The following is an 18,621-nucleotide window of genomic DNA, read 5'->3' on the forward strand; positions in this document are numbered from 1 at the left end:
TTGAGTCTAAAAAACAAAAAAGAGACGATAATGGCATAGAGATACCATCATCGCCTCCTATTGACTAAAGGACTATAGGCAATGTAAACAACATACATATAAAAGTTAGATGTGATTAATTCCTAACCCAATTGTTTCATGTTCCAAACCTTTGATCGGTGCACCAATTGTTCCGTAGAAAGCAACTGCAATCCATTCGCCTTCTTCCTCATTTTTATAAGGTGCGCCTCTAACAACTGCAAAACGCAGTCCGACAGTCCGACTAATCTCACCAATCGCGGTTTGCCCTCGTGTCACACCCTCAATTCCTTCTAGAATCGCATGATATAAGGCATGAGTTTCACGGTAGCGCGACTCGTGGATTAGGCCATGTCTTTTAGCAGCTGTTTCAACTGCAGCAATGACTTTCTGCATATTCATCGAACCCACTTTTCCTTGGCAGTACGTAATATCGTGTAGTGTAGGAGAAAGTATTTCGAGTTCTTGTTCCGTAAGTGTCGCAAGGAGTACAGCTATTTTCCCGATTGCAATTTTTTGACTCATAAAAGACCTCTAATTTCTGAATTTTCCTATTATCTAGTAACTTATTATTATTGTATAGGGGAGCCAATCTATATGTCAATGAATTTGGTAAATTTTAGTATATTAATATAGTAGCAGTCTACTAGGATAAAGTAAAAGACATAAAAAAAACCCATTTGTAAATGGGTCCAGACTGTTGACCACAAACGCTCGCATACAGCGTTGCTTGCCTCTCTCGTCCGCTCATTAAGGTAACTACTATTCGCGTCTTCGATCGACTGCACGCTTTCAAGACAGTCTGGTCTGGTCTGGTCTACTCAAATATTTGAAACACGACATTACCTTTAATCACATTCTTTTCATTCTGATTGACCGCAACAACATGGAAGGTATACTCATTTTCATTTTTTCCTGCTAATGAAGCTTTTAATGTAATTACATCATTCAAGAATACCATGGAACGAAAGCGAATCGAGTATGTTTGGACAAATCCCTCTTCATAAAATGGGGTAAACAGTTTTGCTAGGTTACCCATCGTCCACATTCCATGTGCGATTACTCCAGGCAAACCAGCTTTATTCGCCTCTTCATCAATCGTATGAATAGGGTTATAGTCACCTGAGGCTCCAGCATATTTAATTAAGTCGAGTCGACTTACTGGTGGTAGTTGTATTTCTTCAAGTGAGGCTCCAATTTGTAGATTCTTCAAGCTCATGCCATCATCCCCTTTCTTACGGCTTCTGTAAGAATGACAACAATCTTTGAAGTAAAGATTAGTTCGCTATTACTATTTTCACCATTTTGATTAATGGTTACAATCCCTAATGTACCTGTTGAACCCTTTCTTTCTACATAGTCCTCAATTTCCGAATAGCAATATACCTCTTCTCCCACAAGCAATGGACGTAGATATTTGTAGACCTGTTCTCCGTGAATAAGTCCCTTTGCCGAAAGACTAAACCCCTCAATGTGTCCAAAATCAAGAACCATTGGAAATGTAGGTGGTGCAATATTTGCTTTGTATCTCGACGATTTGCCAACCTCTTCATCAACATAAATTGGATGAGGATCTCCAATAGCTTCTGCGAACTTTTTAACAGCGCCTCTTTCAATAACATTCTTAACCTTCGTTGATTGCTTTCCGATTAAATCTGAAAACAAGGTTGCCACCACCTTATATGATTTCATTTAGGTATTTCCTTTATTTTACAAAAGGTTTCTAGTTAATATGTATACCTAAGTACTAACAATTATTGAATGGGTTCTTCCGTTTCTCTTACAACCTTACTATCCACCTGTTAAAGGTTTCATAGACACTTTTTATTGTGTCTGGATTGGATGCTAGTACATCACACCCTCTGTCATCATATACATGAAAGATCGTTTTCCTGACCTTATTTATAAAATAAACACGATGAAATATCTTCGGTTTTATCCCCATTTCTGTGGATCGTCATGTTACCTATTCAAATGTCTTTTTATAAATCCCGTCTTTTCCATACGCATAAAGATACGAACCTCGCATGAATACAGGTCCCATGATCCGTTTGCCATATTCATCTGTTAATTGGAGCTTTTCTCTTGGGTCAAAACTGTGAATGTTTTTTCGATAACGCATCAATGTATATGTATCTATTTGGCCAATTAATCCCTTTTCATCGATTATAAATTGTTGTATCGGCTCATGATGACGATTTACACGATAACGAATTGATTCCTTCATTTCATTCAGTTGAACCAGATAAAAATCATTGTAGTAGTAGAAATAGACTTCCTTCGAACTCACAACATTTAGTGCATAGCAATCAATGATTCCATAATCACCTGCACCCCATAATCGTTCGCCATTCATTGAATAGGCAACAATTCCATCACTACCCATAGGCTGCTCCCAGCCAAAATTCCCAAATATCCCTTCATCAAAATAACTTACCCAAATGGTGTCGGTCTCGTCAATTTGCACGTCATTAATACCATCACCCAACGTAAATGCATCGATTAATTGCCCGTTAGGATTATATCTCCTGGCGTTTCGTTCAATGTATGTGCCATCTTTTACACAACGTCCTTGTACAAGAAGTAATGTTCCATCTGAAAACAAGTCAACCTCTGTAGGTATAAGCGGTAAATTTTTTACTTCTATAGTTTGTATACTCCCGTCTTTAATGATCTTAATGCTCCAGTCATTTTTAGGCACAGGGCGTTCAAAAAAATCAAGCTCTTGTAACTTACTTTCTATTAATAATAATGATCCATCCCTAGTTATTTGACCATCAATATAATGTAAATCTGATGAATACTCGATCCACTTTTGCAACGCTAATGTCTTTATTTCTATCACCTCAAATAATGTAATCTGTATTGGATAAAACGACAAATAGATACTTCCTCTTAAAATGAACAGGTATTTACATATTCTTCTTAGAAAAGGAACTAAGGAATACACTTACGGCTGTCAAGATAAGACCAATTCCACTAGCATACATATATTCCATACGATTTGACATATCTAATACATACATCAAGCCGAAGCAACTCGTTACAACTCCAATATACAATAGCCATTTTTCTATTTTATTTACTAGCTTCATGTATTACTCCTATATATTGGAAACTATAAAACACTAATCTATTCCGACTTACTAAAATCTATAGAGAACTAGATATTCTACTTAATCAAGCCCCTTTGACAATTCACTTAGATTTTCTATGTTTTTCAAGCATCTTTCTTACGTACTCATCTGATTTTCCAATAGGTATACTCAGGCTCTCCCATTCGAGATCTTTTCTTTGCTTACCCACATATACAATTTGCCCGACATGATAAGCATAATGTGCGATTTGTCTTTCAATCGCATCTATCACACTATGGCTTTCGCCCCGAATCGTAATCGTTTTACCTAAATCTTCTTCTTTCAAATGATTGATAGCATGAAAAAGAGTCTCCCAACCTCTTTCCCAAATAGAAATCATTTCTTCCTTTGAAGAAATGGTGTTTTCAAATTCTTGGTCACGGTTTCTATCCTTTTTCTCTCCATCTGTTGTTAAGAAATCTGTCCATCTAGAAATCATATTGCCACTTACATGCTTTACAATAATGGCAATACTATTAGAAGATGTATTAAATGCCCAATGTATATCTTCGTCAGACAATTGTTGGATAGTCTTATCCCCTAACTCTTTAACACTTCTAAATCTTTCTTGGACTACTTTTAGATACTCATTTCCAATTGTCATTACGCGCCACCTCACTAAAGAAATGTATTTCTACAAAAAAAGGTATTTCTCCTTCTTTTTGTCAAATATAGAAATGTAGAATGGTTCATATATCTTTCACCCTTTTAATAATCTTTACATACATATGGCATTTCATCTAAAACAGAATCGAAAAATAACTAAAAAAACGCCAATGATTTTTAAACTTGAAATCATTAGCGTTTTTGCTATTCACCATTTATTTAATATAAAACTTGTTCTCACCTATCACTCAAACCCAGCTGTCATTTCGTCAGGGTGTGAACCTATACGCTCATTCTTATTAAGTGCGTTGATCTTTTCGATATCTTCTTGAGTGAGTTCAAAATCAAAGATATCAGCATTTTCTTGAATGCGGTGTTCTTTGATTGATTTTGGAATTGTGACCACTTCGTTTTGAAGATCCCAACGTAAAATGACCTGAGCAACAGTCTTGTTATATTTTTGACTAATTTCAACGATTGTTGGGTCATTCAATAGTTCACCGCGCTTAAGTGGAGACCAGGCTTCTAGTTGAATGCCTTCTTTTTTACAAAACTCGTGTAACTCAACTTGTGTTAAATGCGGATGGTATTCCACCTGATTCACCATTGGTTTGATTTCTGAGTTTTTAATTAGGTTTTCAAGATGATGGATCTCGAAATTACTTACTCCAATCGCGCGAACACGGCCTTCTTTGTATAGCTTTTCTAATGCATGCCATGTTTCAATGTATTTATCTTTACCAGGCCAATGAATTAGATATAAGTCTAGATAATCAAGCCCTAGCTTTTGAAGACTAGTATCGTACGCTTTTAGCGTTGATTCATATCCTTGATCACCGTTCCAAACCTTTGATGTTACAAACAATTCTTCACGGTTGATTCCGCTTTCACGAATAGCTTGTCCAACACCTTCTTCGTTCTTGTAGACAGCAGCAGTATCAATACTTTTGTACCCATGTTTAATGGCCCATTTTACAGAATCAATAACTTCTTGACCCTCTTGAACTTTAAACACACCAAGTCCAAACCAAGGCATTTTTACACCATTATGTAATGTAGTTGTTTCCTGAAGACCTTTTACCATATTTATCCTCCTAAGAATGAAAGATTTACCATAAACAGTTTCTCATAGGTTGAGAAATTTTTCAATTTTTGTGACTCCTTTTTTTGGGATAAACATCAAAAACATGTACCTGATTGGGGCACATGCTTTTGAATAATTACTTATCATTGGTTGGCGTAAGTCTCTTTTGGTTACGTTGTTCGTTTAGCAATCCTGTGAGCAATGTTTGGGCAAATCTTGATTCAATCGTCGCATATTTTGGGTGTGCAAGGTTTTCCTGTTCCAATGGGTCCTTCGTTATATTGTAAAGTTCGTACTGATCTTCGACCGGCTCCGTTTTTGTAGTGATTTTTGAAACGGAAATCACCACATCGTCGGTAACCGGTACCTGACTTTCAATGGTTGTCACTTGGTCTTCTACACCTGGCTCGCTCCAAAATTGAGGATTATCAAAGTACCTAGTGAATTTCCAGAGTTCGTTTTTCCGTTTTACACCTGTTGGTAGATAGGCTATGACTGTTTCAAGATGGTTTGGTTGAATGACAGAATTGTAGGGCTGCCCACTATTTGTTGTTTGATTAAGCCCTCTAGTCACGTCGTCATCAGTCATAAAATAGATCGGTTCATCCGCTCTGAAAAACTCAGAATTCCCCCTTAATAATGGAGTTAAATCACGTCCAACAGGTGGATGAACCTCGGAGTGATCGTTCCGTAATTCTTCTTGTACCTTATTTATATCAACATTCGCAAGTCCCAATAACGTAGGGAGAATATCTACATGACTTGTAAGCATGGTTGTCGATTTTCTCTCTGGAAATAGTTTTGGACTGTGTATGATAAATGGAACATGAATTGATTCTTCATAGGCGTTATACCACTTTTGAAATAAGCCTCCGTGTGCTCCTAACATATCACCATGATCGGATGTGAAAATGACAATCGTATTTTCAAAGAAACGAGAGTTTTTTAATGCGTCGTACACCTTCGCCATCTCACGGTCTACCTGCTTTTGAAGCGAATAATATAATTGACGATAAAAGAGGCTGTCTCTAGTTGGTTGAAAGGTTTTCGGATATGTTTCATGATAACTTTCCTGTGCAGAAGGCTTTGTATCGAATGAATCAGTTGCTGTGGGTGCTGGTGGAATAAATGGAAGTGATGGATCAATTTCAAAATGAAACAATGGAGAGTTCTTCGTAAGTTCACCATATAACGTAATATCATGTGGATTTACGAATGATGATACAAGTAGCCAAGGTTCGTCGCTATCCCCGTTTGATTTGTTATCAAGTGACTGAATTAATTCAACAGCCTCTCTTGCATATACTTCGTCTCGTCCTTTCGTTCCAATTGCTGCCGAAGAAGCGGAATTGCGTGGATCTGCACCATGCGGTTCCGGACCAAGCCAACCAGAAAATCCAAAACCATCCAGACGGTTGGCATCTAGGTACACTTTCTCTAATGTTGGATCAGGAACACCGGTTGAAGGATCATAGCTAGGAAGAGCATCATGTGTACCTGGGATTAAGATGTCTTGTAAACTAGCATGCCATTTACCCTTCCAGTAAGTTTGGTAACCTACTTTACGTAAATACTCACCGAATGTAGGTACTGTATTTGGGTCAACCCAAAACACATCAGGTTCGAAGCCTTCCGCTGCACCTCCTATAGTTTTTGTAAGTCCATGTAAGGATGGATACTGTCCTGTATATAAGGTTGCCCTGCTTGGAGAACAAGCAGTACTTCCTACATAATGGTTTAGAAATTCAAACCCATTATTTCGAAATAATTCTTGTGTGCGAAGATTATCTTTACACCATTTTTTCAACTGTTCATCCTCGTAGACCGTTGGAAAACGCATCTCATCAACAATAAAAAATAAGAAATTAGGTCGACGAGATGTGGATGGTTTCTCACTTGCTTTTCTGTTCACTTCATAGCCTCCCTTTACTACCTTTTACGTATAGTATGATAGTAAGGAAGGATGTGATTGAAGAAAATGTAAGACAAAAAAAAGAGAGGTTATCCCTCTCCCAGACTGTAGACAAACGCTCGCATACTGCGATGCTTGCCTCTCTCGTCCGCTCATGAAGGTAACTTCTATTCGCGTCTTCGATCGACTGCGCGCCTTGTCTGACAAGTGTTTTCAAGACAGTCTGGGGAAAGTAATTTATTTTTAGAAGTACTGTGAAAAATCGTATAGACAAAGTCAATTGACTTTGTCGACACTCTGAGAGAGGTTATCTCTCTCCATAAACTATTTTCTTTTAGTTTCTATTTCGTCATCCTCTAGAATACCCTTTGTTGCTTTCTTAAACTCACGAAGTGTTGTTCCAGCAGCTTTCCCAAGCTCTGGTAGCTTCTTAGGTCCGAAAATAAGTAATGCAAAAAATACAATTAGTAGTAGCTCTCCGATACCTAGGTTTCCCATGATTATTCCACCTTAAAGTCGATATGTATTGCACTACAATTTTATTCCTCTTTCACTCATTTTTCAATCCCATTTCTGAAATTACTAATCAATCATAACGATAATCTGTCTGTCCGTCGATAATCCGTTCTAGCTCCATTTCAAAATTCAACTGAAGTGGTCCAGGAAGGATTTGTTGAATGTTTTGTATTTCTGGTAATTTTTCCGCCGCTTCAATAGATTGAGGCTTTGGAGTGACTTGTTGGAACCAAGCCTCGAATGAGTCGATGAAAAGATAAAAATCTCGTTCAAAAATTTCCGCCCATTCTGCGCCTTCGTCCCCAGTTGTCTTTTGCATCATGCCCCAATCATATAATGCTTTATCTAAGGCGTTTTTTACTCGCTCAAGCATCCTATCACTCCTTACTTAAACCAGCCTTTTTCCTTTGATTGTGTAATCGCCTCAATACGGTTTTTCACTTCAAGTTTATCTAGAATGGTAGAAATATAATTTCTGACTGTTCCGGTCTTTAATCGTAACTCATCAGCAATTTCTTTCGTATTTTTACCATCAGCAACTAGCTCAAGAACTTCCTTCTCACGGTCTGTAAGCGGATTTTCGTCCGAATATAAATCATCCATAAGTTCTGGAGCATACACACGCTTCCCGCTCATAACAGTTCGAATCGAGTCTGCTAATTCATCACTCGGGCTATCCTTTAAAAGATACCCCTTCACTCCCGCTTTTAACGCGCGTTGAAAATAACCCGTTCTAGCGAAGGTTGTTAAAATGATTACCTTACACTCCAAATCTTTTATTTCTTCAGCTGCCTCGAGGCCTGTTTTTTTAGGCATTTCTATGTCCATCATACAAATATCTGGCTGAAGCTTTTTGACAAGAGAGATTGCTTCCTGCCCATCATTTGCCATTCCAACTACTTCCATATCATCCTCTAAATTAAGTAGTGATCCTAAAGCTCCAAGAACCATCCGCTGGTCTTCCGCAATAACTATCCGAATCATACTAGCCCCTCCACCTCTAGGTGTTTTCGTATATTTGGTATTTTAATCAACAAGGTTGTACCTTCATCTGATAAAATATCCAGGCTTCCATTTACAAATTCCAATCGTTCTCTCATACCTTGTAGTCCGTTCCCATTCCGTATATCCTTTTCCAGGTTTATACCTACACCGTTGTCTTTAACGGTTACACTGATTTCGTTTTCAGTATGAGTAATCGTAATACTGCAATGTGTCGCCTTACTATGCTTGACAACATTGTTAACAGACTCTTTAATTAGCATGCTTATTATATTTTCATAGAATAAAGAAACATTTTTAATTGGTTCGTTCTGTGTAAACTCAAAATTGATACCTGCTGCCCGTAACAGTTCTTGTACCAAGTGTATCTCATCTTTTATGCGAATTCCACGCATTTGAGAGACCATTTTTCTCACTTCATTTAATGCAGTTCTTGCGGTTTGCTGTACATCCTTTAATTCATTTCGTGCTTGCTCGGGGTCTTTATATACAAGTTTCCTAGCCAAATCACTTTTTAAGCCGATCATCGAAAGCTTTTGTCCCAATGTGTCATGGAGATCCCTTGCAATTCTCTGTCGTTCTTCCTGTTTCACAAGCTCCGCAATTCTCTCATTTGCATCTTCGAGTTGCTCCTCTAATTGCTCCTGTTTCTTTTTATTGTATATGTTAAATGGTAACAGGATAACACTTATCCAAATGATGATAATGAATGGAATTTGAGTTAAAAATAATTCATCTTGTAATACGAGATTATAATTGATGGAAAAGGTCGTAGCGACTAAATGTATAACATACAGAGTCATAAATGCTACACGGTTTTTTATATTTCCATTGTAGTAAGCGATATAAAATGCAAAATAGATAAATTGAAAAAGAATTGTCATTGCAAGTGATATTCCAATTAAAATGGATGTCCACAAATAAACCGGCCATTTTTTTGAAGCAAATGCTAATCGGAATGTGATAAAAAAGATAACTGTTAAGGTAATACCAACAATAATTTCAGCAGTTGACGATGACTGAAAGATAAAATAAAACGGCAGGATACTAAAAACAGCCCATATATAGGGTGAAATACCTGACCATTTTTGAAACAATGAATACTTCTTCATAGGATAAACCCTCATTTTAAAACGTAGTTAATTTGTATGATATCACAAAAAATACATAATAAGGAAAACCCAGCTTATTTTTCTAAGCTGGGAACCTTTTTAATATCTTTTTGCTTTGCTACCATTTCTTTTACCTTTCCATACCCTACAAACACTTTCTCGTCTTCATCCCACAAACGAAACTTGAGCGATTTTAGACTTGTTTTTAGTGTAATGGTTGGTACATGTTGCAATGGTGGAGTTTGATTGTGCGCTTCTTCAAGCTTATAGTTAGGCACCCTAGGGCTTAAATGATGAACATGGTGGTAGCCGATGTTACCTGTTAACCATTGTAATGGTTGTGGAAGTTTATAAAATGAACTTCCTTCAACAGCTGCTCTTACATACTCCCAATTTTTGTCTTCTTCAAAATAGGAGTCTTCAAATGTATGCTGAACATAAAACAACCATATACCTGCAATACCTGAAATCATAAAAATAGTTCCCTGTACAAGTAAAAACGACTGCCAACCTAATGTCATTCCTAAAATAGTCGCAAGTACCACAATTCCAACATTAGTTATATACGTATTTAGGCGTTCCTTCATTTTCGCCTTTTTTCGGTTAAAACGATTTTCAATTAAGAATACAAAAATCGGGCCCAAAAAGAACATAACGAATGGATTACGATAGATCCGGTACGCCATACGCTTCCAAATAGATGCCTCCAAGTATTCCTCAACCGTCATTACCCAGATATCACCTGTTCCACGTTTATCAAGGTTTGAACTTGTCGCGTGGTGAACGGAATGGTCATGACCCCATTTGCTGTATGGGAATAATGTTAGAATTCCACAAATAGTACCAATGATTTTATTTGCTTTTCGATTTTTTAAGAAAGAGTGATGACAGCAGTCATGGAAGATGATGAATATTCGAACCAGAAAGCCCGCTGCTACAAAACTTATCATTAGTGTCAAAATGTAAGATATCTCTAGTGAGTAAAAAGCAAGTACCCATAGACCAAAAAATGGAACGAGGGTATTGATTAGTTGCCATATACTAGCTTTCAAATTTGATTTTTCAAAAGGTGCTACCTGTTTTCGTAAACTACGATGATCTAATTTACTCATGTAATCGTATCCTTTCTTTTTTCGCTTTTCATATAATTATGTTGAATTTTGTTCGATGAAATTATTCGGAAATTAGTGATTTGAGTAGCTAAAAATCCTACTGTTTTCTACATTTCTAATGGTACCGAAGAAAAAAGAAAAGCGGTAGACATAGGTGTCATATCGAAAATATGATAAATGTCATATATGGCTGGAGAAAATTAGGAATTTAACAAAAATACACAAATTTTTAACATACCAAATAGAATAGATAGGCTATTTTATGCTATACTTAATATACAGAATATTTCAACTTGTTGTTTGTTCTAACTCACTATCATTCAAAAGGAGGAAACCTATGTATCGATTAAAGGACAAAGAGATGCTTTTTATTTATACTGGTCCAGATGGATCCGGTAGAAAAACACTAGGAAAAATGGTCGCAACAGCTTTTGAAATGCAAACCGTACCCTCATTCACAACCCGTAGCCCCCGCCCTTTTGAAAACAACGGAGAAGACTACCACTTTGTAAGTAAAGAAACCTTTCAGCAAATGGTTCAACAAAATGAATTTCTCGAAAGTGTCGAAATAGATGGACATTATTATGGTATTCGTGAAATTGACATCGTAAATATTTTTAAAAAGAATAAGGTTGTTTACTTAACATTGAATCATGAAGGTGCACAGCTTCTAAAGGAGATGTATGGTGACAAAGCCATTCGTATCTTCGTCTATGCAGACAGAGACACTGTATATCAAAGACAAAAGGAACGTGGGGATAGCGAATCAGATATTGAGCGACACATGAATCATTATGATGAAACAATGGCTTATAAAAACTCATGTGAACATGTGTATGAAAATTACGACCTGCCTCAAGTATCCTACCAAATTAGTGAAATGATTGAAACATACTTAGACAGACAATTAATTGCTGATGACTATTAAAAAAAGCCTCGAAGGTGTAATCCTTCGGGGCTTTTCACTCTAGTCGTATTATAGGTTAGAAAATGCTTCAGTAAGTACAGGAACAACTTGTTTCTTACGAGAAACAACGCCTTTTAGTACTGCCGTTTTGTTATCAAGTGTTACATTGTATGCTTTTTCAACTGCGTTTGATTTTGTTCCTAGAGCAAGACCAACAGAATCATTGTTCAATATATCTGTAATAACAAGTAAGAATAAGTCGAGACCATTTTCATTGATTTGTTGATTCATAACTTCTTCTAACTCATTTTGTCTAGCTAGGACGTCTTGTGGGTCAACAACGTTTACTTGTGCAATTTGAACTTTGCTTCCATTCATTGAAAATTCCTTTGAATCTAATGAAACTAATTGTTGTGCTGTTTTATCACTTACGTTTGCACCTGCTTTTAACATTTCAAGACCATAGCTATCCGCATCTACACCAGCAATGGCAGCTAATTCACGAGCAGCTGTTACATCTTCTTCCGTGCATGTTGGTGATTTGAATAATAGTGAATCAGAAATGATTGCTGATAGCATAAGACCAGCAGTCTCTTTTGAAATTTCAACATTGTTTTCTTTGTAAAGCTTGTTAAGAATGGTTGCCGTACAACCTACAGGCTCAACGCGGAAATATAATGGATCACTCGTTTCAAAGTTCGCTACACGATGATGATCGACAACCTCTTTGATTGAAACATTTTCAAGTCCATCTGCACTTTGTTGACGCTCATTATGGTCAACTAAAATAACAGCTTTTGCTTCGTTCGCTACATTTTCCACTAAACGTGGTGCCTCTACGTTGAAAGTATCTAACGCAAATTGTGTTTCACTATTCACTTCACCAAGACGAACAGCTTCAACATCTAAGCCAAGCTGTTTTTTTAACTCAGCATATGCAATTGCTGAACAAATTGTATCAGTATCAGGATTCTTATGACCAAAAACAAGTACTTTTTCCATTTATTCATTACTCCTTATTGCGATAGTATGTATGATGTACTCTCTCATTTTACACAAAGATTCGCACTCAATAAAGAATTTTAGACATTTTTATTCAATTTCTTCATCTACATGAGTCCTACAAAATTCATTAACTATTTTTTCTTCCTCTTCCTCTAACCCAAATTCTAATAATTTCCCTGTGCTTTTTTCATAAAAATGATATTGGGCAATCCGAGCACCTTTACTGTCAACGGCATAAATCACTTTTAGTTCAATTCCATTTTCAGAATAAAGCTCGTCATCTTCTGAAACCTCTATATCTAAAAAGAACTCAAATCGCTCACCCTCTAGAATACCAGTCGGATCCTTTAATTTTTCAACAGAATATCCACTAATGTTCATTCTTTTACCACCTTTTTTATATTCGTGCTAGTAACTCCGTACTTATTATACACATTCTATCCTTAATCGTGAAAATATTTACTGCATCTGTAGGATTTTTGGAAATCTTTCTCTTTGAGCACATAGGACTACCAGTAGGCTAAATACAATAATAATATCCCATTGACAAAGGAGTTGTGGTAGATTGGCAGTTGTAAATAAAATGGCATTATTCTTTGTCATTCTATACTCCGGTATCATCTTGATGAACACCTATTTAGGGGAAAAAGAACGGGTACAAACAAACGTGGTAATTTTTGTTCTAAATGGTTTTGCATATATTGTGTCTGCCATCGAAATGGAAAAAGAGAAAAATCAGTTAAGTCAAAGTCAGAGTGCCGCATAAAAAAGCGACCGCTTTATAATGAAGCGGCCGTTTTTCCTATTTTTTAAGGATTTTTGATTTTAAATGGGTTGCAAATTGTTCTAGTAGTTCTACGGAATTTATATCTGTTTCTAATAACGGAATATAATATTTTTGTTGACGCGTGAATTCCGCTTCAATTTGATTAATATATTCCGTTTCGATTATTTTACGTTTTTTCCAAAACTCACCGTCTATTTCCTCAGAAAGAATTTTATTAATAATCAACGTATGGACTTCTATGTCATGTCTTCCGAGCAATTTTAATGCATTTGCAGTTTCAATGATGGGAAGTCGCTCCGGGTTTAGCACGAAAATAAAACCCGTTTCGTTACGATTCAAGAGTATGTTCCGAACAGCTGCAAAGCGCTCCTTCCTTCGTTGCAACACTTTAAAAATTGGGTCATCAATGGGGTCTCCATCATTTAATAGCTGTGTATACGTTTCATTTCGTTTTTTCCTTCTTTCAAGCATTCCATCAATCCATACACCCATTAATTCAGGAAGTGTCAACAATCGGATTGTGTGCCCAGTTGGTGCTGTATCGAAAATAATCGTATCGTAGTGTTCACTTTCATCTAAAATGATGGATACAATACGATCAAATAGAGCCGCCTCTTCTGCACCAGGCGAAGAACTTGCCGCATCGATTTGGCGGTTCACTTCATCCTGCATATGGGAGCTAACAACCCCCTGAATGTTTTCTTTAACAGTATTTATATAATTCTTTGATTCTATCTCAGGGTCTATTTCAATCGCATCCAAGCCTGTATAAACCTGAAGAGGTTGATTTTTCAATGATTTATGAAAGATATCCCCAACATTATGGGCTGGATCGGTCGAAACAAGTAATGTTTTCTTGTTTTGCTGGGCGTGCAATAATGCGAGGGCTGCAGCACTCGTGGATTTTCCAACTCCACCTTTTCCTCCGACAAATAGTATCTTCTTTTCTCCTAACATCTCTATCCCCCCTTAACAGCACCGAATCCCGGTAAGTGGAGATTTCTCCATCCCCATTCGTAAATGCCATTCGTGAAATTTTTCTAGTATATATGGATACAATTCCAATGTATAATAAAACGCTGGATTTGGCAGTCCAAGAGTTTCAGATAAACAGAGAAGTAAAAATAGATCATCCTCATCTCTCAGTTCTCTAGCTATTTCGGTCCGATGATTGACAGACAATATATCATCATACAATTGAAGCATTCTTTTTAGAGCGTCTATTCCTTTCATTTCATCACCTACTTTGTATAAAGTGAAAAAGGAAACCCCGGATATCGAGGTTCCTTCCCCATCACTTCTCATTTACATCTCTGAATCGATATTAGGTGGTGTGTCATTTTTACTTAGCTCTCTAAATGCTGTAAGAACAATCCACACTGTAAAAATTAATATGATACTACCAAGGATAAATAACAGTAAGTTTGCATCTGCTGTCCCTACACCAGACCATTCGAACACAACCTGTTGGATCATCGCCCACACAGTCATGACAAGTAGGAAGAGCATTGGGATGAGTGTAACTAAGTAGTTACGCCCCAGACGTTTTAACCAAACAGAGATTAATAGTAAACTGATTGCGGCTAAAAGCTGGTTTGAGGTTCCGAATAGTGGCCATAATACATACCCACCTGAACCAAATCCATTTGGACCCTTTGGCAGTAAAACAAGGGCCGCACTCGTTGCTACAGCAACAGTTGTGGCAACATGAGCTTTTTGAAGCTTAGGCAGTTTATATTCCGCACCTAATTCTGCAATGATATATCTCATTAAACGAACAGATGAATCTAATGTTGTAGCAGCAAAACTTACGACGATAATGGCGATAATGGTTGCAGCAATATCCGCGGGAATCCCAATTCCAGTAGCTAAATTAGCTCCACCAGAAATAAAGTTTCCTAACCCACCTGAATTTGCAGCACCAAAGCTACTATATGCTGCTTTAAAATCTCCAGCATTAGCAAATAAAGTTACACACGCGATGATGGAAATAAGCGCTAAGAAACCTTCACCAACAGCACCGAAATAACCGACGAACCGTGCATCTGTCTCTTTGTCTAATTGTTTTGAAGAGGTCCCAGAAGATACAAGTCCGTGGAATCCTGAAATGGCACCACAGGCAATTGTAATAAACATGAGCGGTAACCATGATTTATCTACCGCATCACCATTCATCATTGGTGCAGTTACTTCTGGATTCAAAAATACAAGACCCAAATACATGATGGCTAATCCTATAACCAATTGATGAGAGTTAATATAATCACGTGGTTGGAGTAATTTCCATACGGGTAACGTCGAAGCAAAATAACAGTACACCATTAGGATGATAATCCAAACGAAGAACGCCATTGAGACACCACTTAGCCCAAATAAGGTTGTTGCTTCTGCTCCTCCAAAGTAGCTAACTAAATCAATCTGTAAAGCCGGAATCTTACTAGTAAGTACAGCTGAGCCGTACATGACAATTAATGCAACAATCGAAGGAAGTAACATACTTCCCTTTCTTTTATAAACGGCAATCCCAATCCAAATCGCAAGTGGAATCTCGATAAACACTGGGATAACACTCGCCGGAAATTTGATAAATAGATTTGAGATAACCCATGCAAACACAGCATTAACCATTAATACTAAAATCAAGATGATAAATAAAAATAAGAGCTTTGCTTTTTTACCAATCAATTTATCCGCAAGAGTACCCACGGACTGCCCCTTATTTCTAACAGAAAGTACAAGCGTTCCAAAATCATGTACGCCTGCAGCAAATACTGTTCCTAGCACGACCCATAGAAGTGCCGGTCCCCATCCCCAATAAACAGCAATAGCCGGCCCTACAATTGGTGCAGCTCCAGCAACAGAGGTAAAGTGATGCCCCCATAACACGTGTTTCTTCGTTGGTACGAAGTCTACACCATCATTAAATTCATGAGCAGGTGTAACAAAATTTGGATCGAGGCGATAAATCTTTTCTGCTACAAACTTGGAATAATATCGGTAACCTAAAATAAACACAATTGTTCCGAATACGGCTAACCAAATTGCACTCAAGTAAATCCCTCCAATTCATATGTTTTAGGTAAAACGAACTGCTCATTTTTAATGTTAACCGGGTGTTGTAAGCGCTGTCAATGTTATTTTTAGAAAAGTCGATATATTCAATTTTCGACAATAATAGTAGGTATAATGTCCCTTTTGGTTTGCGAAGGACGTTACTACTGGTTTTTTTACGGGGTATGTTCTTCATGGGTTTATGAAGTACTTAATAGAGGATTTCTGCTAGGGTTATGTACTTCATTTCCTTTACGAAGTACATTAGCCTGGGATTCTGGATGAGTTAAGTACTTCATAAGCTTTATGAACGACATTTCTTGTTGTTTTCGGAATAGTTAAGTACTTCATCCCTCTTATGAAGAACATTCGTGCTGTGTTTTTAATTGGTTAAGTTCTTCATCCCCTCTTATGAAGAACATAAGCCAAAGATTTTCCGTGAATTATGTACTTCATCACATTTTACATCTAATTCGAGAATCGTAAATTATCATCAACTAAAACAAAAAACACACCGCGAAATCATATATGATTTCGAGTGTGCTCTAATTTGAAAACTACTATTAAGAGAGTAGCGCACGGTCATTCGTGAGCTTAGAACCTCTAATTCTTTGAAACTCGTTTAGTAGTTGATCAATTGTTAAGTTCGCTTTTTCTTGTTCATCAACTTCTAAGATAATTTGTCCTTTATCCATCATGATAAGACGGTTACCTAAATCAAGAGCTTGCTGCATGTTATGAGTAACCATTAATGTTGTAAGGTTATATTTTTTCACAATGTCTTTTGTTAAATTTGTTATCAACTCAGCACGTGCTGGGTCAAGTGCTGCCGTATGTTCATCAAGCAATAGAATGGCTGGCTCTGTGAAGGTTGCCATTAACAATGACAATGCTTGACGTTCTCCACCCGATAAAAGTCCTACTTTAGCAGATAATCGGTTTTCTAAGCCTAAGTTTAGTGATTCGAGAACCTCTCTAAAGTACTCTTTTCTTTTTTTTGTAACCCCTCTACGAAGGCTACGTGTTTTATCACGAGAATAAGCCATTGCTAAATTTTCTTCAATCGTCATATTTGGCGCTGTACCTGCCATTGGATCTTGGAATACACGGCCAATTAACTTAGCTCTCTTGTGTTCTGGTAAAAAAGTAACATCCTTACCAGCTATTTGAACGGAACCAGCATCAGGGATTAATACACCTGAAATGACATTCATTAACGTGGATTTTCCTGCACCATTACTGCCGATTACGGTAACAAAGTCGCCTTCTTTTAAGGATAAATTGGTCCAGTCAAGTGCAATCTTTTCATCTGGTGTACCTTCATTAAAAATTTTATGAATTTGATTTAAGTGTAGCACTCGCCTCACCCTTTCCATTAGACGGTATGCTGTTCATTTTTACAAGTTGTTGTTGTCGTTTTACCCGTCTTCTTCTATCTCTAGTTCCCTCAAGAATTTTTGGAAGGACTAATGCGATTATAACGATAATTGCTGTAATTAACTTCATATCTCCAGGCTGTAGGAACTCTACACGTAAAGCCAATGAAACAACGATACGGTAGATAATGGCTCCCCCGATAACCGCAAGTGTTGCACGTACGATTGTTTTTGCACCAAATAGTGCTTCACCAATGATAACAGATGCTAAGCCAATAACAATCATCCCGATTCCCATACCCACATCAGCAAAACCACCTTGTTGGGCAATTAAAGAACCTGAAAATGCAACAAGTGCATTAGAAAGACCTAAGCCTAGAATTGTCATCATATTTGTATTTGCAGAAAAGCTGGAGATCATTTTCTTGTTATCTCCCGTTGCTCGAACTGCAAGACCTACTTCTGTTCGCAAGAAGAGATCTATTACAATCTTAATTACAAACGTAACAACAATCATGAATAGCAAAATGCCCCATGTTTTCGGTAGGCTATCCCCTAAGCCGACTGCTGTAAGAATGGAATTAAATAATGAATCCAATCCTAATGAAGCAGATAAAGTCGATACTTCTGTAAATGTAGTATCAATATTTAATAGGGAAACATTTGATTTGCCCATTATTCGTAGATTGATTGAATATAGAGCAATCATCATCAAAATACCAGATAATAATGCATTTATTTTACCAACCGTATGAAGTAACCCCGTTATACTACCTGCAATAAAACCAGCCACTAATGCTAGAAGTGTTGCAATAAAAGGATCTACTCCATTTGTAATCAAGATGGCGGAAACAGCAGCTCCTGTTACGAAGCTGCCGTCAACCGTCAAATCTGGAAAATCTAATATACGGAAGGACAGGTATACACCAATTGCCATGATTGCATAGATGATTCCTGATTCAAATGCCCCAAAAATTGCTGTAAACATGTTGAATC

Annotated in this window: 22 protein-coding genes and 1 pseudogene; 2 read left to right on the forward strand and 21 right to left on the reverse strand. The window is 37.2% G+C overall.

Features of this window, described 5'->3' with window-relative positions:
- Nucleotides 1-105: 105 nt before the first annotated feature.
- The 14 genes and pseudogenes from hutP to ACWNMY_RS21555 all read right to left on the reverse strand — a co-directional run bounded on the left by hutP (nucleotide 106) and on the right by ACWNMY_RS21555 (nucleotide 10,499).
- Nucleotides 106-543 (reverse strand): hut operon transcriptional regulator HutP, encoded by a 438-nt coding sequence (hutP, locus tag ACWNMY_RS21490; RefSeq protein WP_449540288.1) that lies wholly within the window; start codon nucleotides 541-543, stop codon nucleotides 106-108.
- A gap of 292 nt (nucleotides 544-835) precedes the next feature.
- The gene (locus tag ACWNMY_RS21495; protein ID WP_449540289.1) at nucleotides 836-1,237 is read right to left on the reverse strand and encodes a MaoC/PaaZ C-terminal domain-containing protein; all 402 of its coding nucleotides are present in this window, start codon (nucleotides 1,235-1,237) and stop codon (nucleotides 836-838) included.
- Nucleotides 1,234-1,683 (reverse strand): MaoC family dehydratase N-terminal domain-containing protein, encoded by a 450-nt coding sequence (locus ACWNMY_RS21500; protein WP_449540505.1) that lies wholly within the window; start codon nucleotides 1,681-1,683, stop codon nucleotides 1,234-1,236. The genes ACWNMY_RS21495 and ACWNMY_RS21500 overlap by 4 nt, the downstream gene beginning before the upstream one ends.
- A 115-nt stretch (nucleotides 1,684-1,798) precedes the next feature.
- Nucleotides 1,799-1,966: pseudogene (locus ACWNMY_RS21505) on the reverse strand (DUF3885 domain-containing protein); the annotation flags it as partial.
- Between the two features lie 18 nt (nucleotides 1,967-1,984).
- Nucleotides 1,985-2,899, reverse strand: a complete 915-nt coding sequence (locus ACWNMY_RS21510) for a hypothetical protein (protein WP_449540290.1) — start codon at nucleotides 2,897-2,899, stop codon at nucleotides 1,985-1,987.
- 31 nt (nucleotides 2,900-2,930) lie between these two features.
- Nucleotides 2,931-3,113: a hypothetical protein gene (locus ACWNMY_RS21515; RefSeq protein ID WP_449540291.1), complete on the reverse strand. Its 183-nt coding sequence runs from the start codon at nucleotides 3,111-3,113 to the stop codon at nucleotides 2,931-2,933.
- Nucleotides 3,114-3,216: 103 nt separating this feature from the next.
- On the reverse strand, nucleotides 3,217-3,759 hold the full coding sequence (locus tag ACWNMY_RS21520) for a DUF1572 domain-containing protein (protein ID WP_449540292.1): 543 nt from the start codon (nucleotides 3,757-3,759) through the stop codon (nucleotides 3,217-3,219).
- A 246-nt stretch (nucleotides 3,760-4,005) separates the two neighbouring features.
- Complete coding sequence (locus tag ACWNMY_RS21525; RefSeq protein WP_449540293.1) at nucleotides 4,006-4,845, reverse strand: aldo/keto reductase; 840 nt, start codon at nucleotides 4,843-4,845, stop codon at nucleotides 4,006-4,008.
- Nucleotides 4,846-4,981: 136 nt separating this feature from the next.
- A complete protein-coding gene (locus ACWNMY_RS21530) occupies nucleotides 4,982-6,757 on the reverse strand; it encodes a sulfatase-like hydrolase/transferase (RefSeq protein ID WP_449540294.1) in 1,776 nt (591 codons plus the stop codon).
- 324 nt (nucleotides 6,758-7,081) lie between these two features.
- Nucleotides 7,082-7,255: a twin-arginine translocase TatA/TatE family subunit gene (locus ACWNMY_RS21535; RefSeq protein ID WP_449540295.1), complete on the reverse strand. Its 174-nt coding sequence runs from the start codon at nucleotides 7,253-7,255 to the stop codon at nucleotides 7,082-7,084.
- A gap of 88 nt (nucleotides 7,256-7,343) precedes the next feature.
- The gene (locus ACWNMY_RS21540; RefSeq protein ID WP_449540296.1) at nucleotides 7,344-7,646 is read right to left on the reverse strand and encodes a hypothetical protein; all 303 of its coding nucleotides are present in this window, start codon (nucleotides 7,644-7,646) and stop codon (nucleotides 7,344-7,346) included.
- 11 nt (nucleotides 7,647-7,657) lie between these two features.
- The gene (locus ACWNMY_RS21545) at nucleotides 7,658-8,257 is read right to left on the reverse strand and encodes a response regulator (protein WP_449540297.1); all 600 of its coding nucleotides are present in this window, start codon (nucleotides 8,255-8,257) and stop codon (nucleotides 7,658-7,660) included.
- Entirely contained in the window at nucleotides 8,254-9,387 is a 1,134-nt protein-coding gene (locus tag ACWNMY_RS21550; RefSeq protein WP_449540298.1) for a sensor histidine kinase, read from the reverse strand. Before ACWNMY_RS21550 ends, ACWNMY_RS21545 begins: the two co-directional genes overlap by 4 nt.
- Before the next feature lie 74 nt (nucleotides 9,388-9,461).
- Nucleotides 9,462-10,499 carry a fatty acid desaturase gene (locus ACWNMY_RS21555; RefSeq protein ID WP_449540299.1) on the reverse strand — a complete coding sequence of 346 codons (1,038 nt, stop codon included), beginning with the start codon at nucleotides 10,497-10,499 and terminating at the stop codon, nucleotides 9,462-9,464.
- 337 nt (nucleotides 10,500-10,836) lie between these two features.
- Between ACWNMY_RS21555 and ACWNMY_RS21560 the strand changes: the two genes are divergently transcribed.
- The gene (locus tag ACWNMY_RS21560) at nucleotides 10,837-11,427 is read left to right on the forward strand and encodes a guanylate kinase (protein WP_449540300.1); all 591 of its coding nucleotides are present in this window, start codon (nucleotides 10,837-10,839) and stop codon (nucleotides 11,425-11,427) included.
- Nucleotides 11,428-11,475: 48 nt separating this feature from the next.
- Here the strand turns inward: ACWNMY_RS21560 and ACWNMY_RS21565 are convergent, their stop codons facing one another.
- The gene (locus ACWNMY_RS21565; protein ID WP_449540301.1) at nucleotides 11,476-12,408 is read right to left on the reverse strand and encodes a manganese-dependent inorganic pyrophosphatase; all 933 of its coding nucleotides are present in this window, start codon (nucleotides 12,406-12,408) and stop codon (nucleotides 11,476-11,478) included.
- Nucleotides 12,409-12,498: 90 nt separating this feature from the next.
- Nucleotides 12,499-12,792: a DUF6509 family protein gene (locus ACWNMY_RS21570; protein WP_449540302.1), complete on the reverse strand. Its 294-nt coding sequence runs from the start codon at nucleotides 12,790-12,792 to the stop codon at nucleotides 12,499-12,501.
- Nucleotides 12,793-12,976: 184 nt separating this feature from the next.
- Here ACWNMY_RS21570 and ACWNMY_RS21575 point away from each other — a divergent pair, with 184 nt between their 5' ends.
- Nucleotides 12,977-13,177 carry a hypothetical protein gene (locus tag ACWNMY_RS21575; protein WP_449540303.1) on the forward strand — a complete coding sequence of 67 codons (201 nt, stop codon included), beginning with the start codon at nucleotides 12,977-12,979 and terminating at the stop codon, nucleotides 13,175-13,177.
- A gap of 36 nt (nucleotides 13,178-13,213) precedes the next feature.
- Here ACWNMY_RS21575 and ACWNMY_RS21580 read toward each other — a convergent pair whose 3' ends face one another.
- From ACWNMY_RS21580 to ACWNMY_RS21600, 5 genes are all read right to left on the reverse strand, one after another.
- Nucleotides 13,214-14,155, reverse strand: a complete 942-nt coding sequence (locus ACWNMY_RS21580; protein ID WP_449540304.1) for an ArsA family ATPase — start codon at nucleotides 14,153-14,155, stop codon at nucleotides 13,214-13,216.
- Between the two features lie 12 nt (nucleotides 14,156-14,167).
- Nucleotides 14,168-14,431, reverse strand: coding sequence for a cory-CC-star protein (locus ACWNMY_RS21585; RefSeq protein WP_449540305.1), 264 nt, complete (start codon nucleotides 14,429-14,431; stop codon nucleotides 14,168-14,170).
- Between the two features lie 72 nt (nucleotides 14,432-14,503).
- Nucleotides 14,504-16,249, reverse strand: coding sequence for a carbon starvation CstA family protein (locus ACWNMY_RS21590; protein ID WP_449540306.1), 1,746 nt, complete (start codon nucleotides 16,247-16,249; stop codon nucleotides 14,504-14,506).
- Between the two features lie 563 nt (nucleotides 16,250-16,812).
- The gene (locus ACWNMY_RS21595) at nucleotides 16,813-17,607 is read right to left on the reverse strand and encodes an ABC transporter ATP-binding protein (RefSeq protein WP_449540307.1); all 795 of its coding nucleotides are present in this window, start codon (nucleotides 17,605-17,607) and stop codon (nucleotides 16,813-16,815) included.
- Complete coding sequence (locus ACWNMY_RS21600) at nucleotides 17,582-18,613, reverse strand: ABC transporter permease (RefSeq protein ID WP_449540308.1); 1,032 nt, start codon at nucleotides 18,611-18,613, stop codon at nucleotides 17,582-17,584. The genes ACWNMY_RS21595 and ACWNMY_RS21600 overlap by 26 nt, the downstream gene beginning before the upstream one ends.
- Nucleotides 18,614-18,621 lie beyond the last annotated feature (8 nt).

It is taken from the genome of Ferdinandcohnia sp. Marseille-Q9671, from assembly GCF_976954385.1.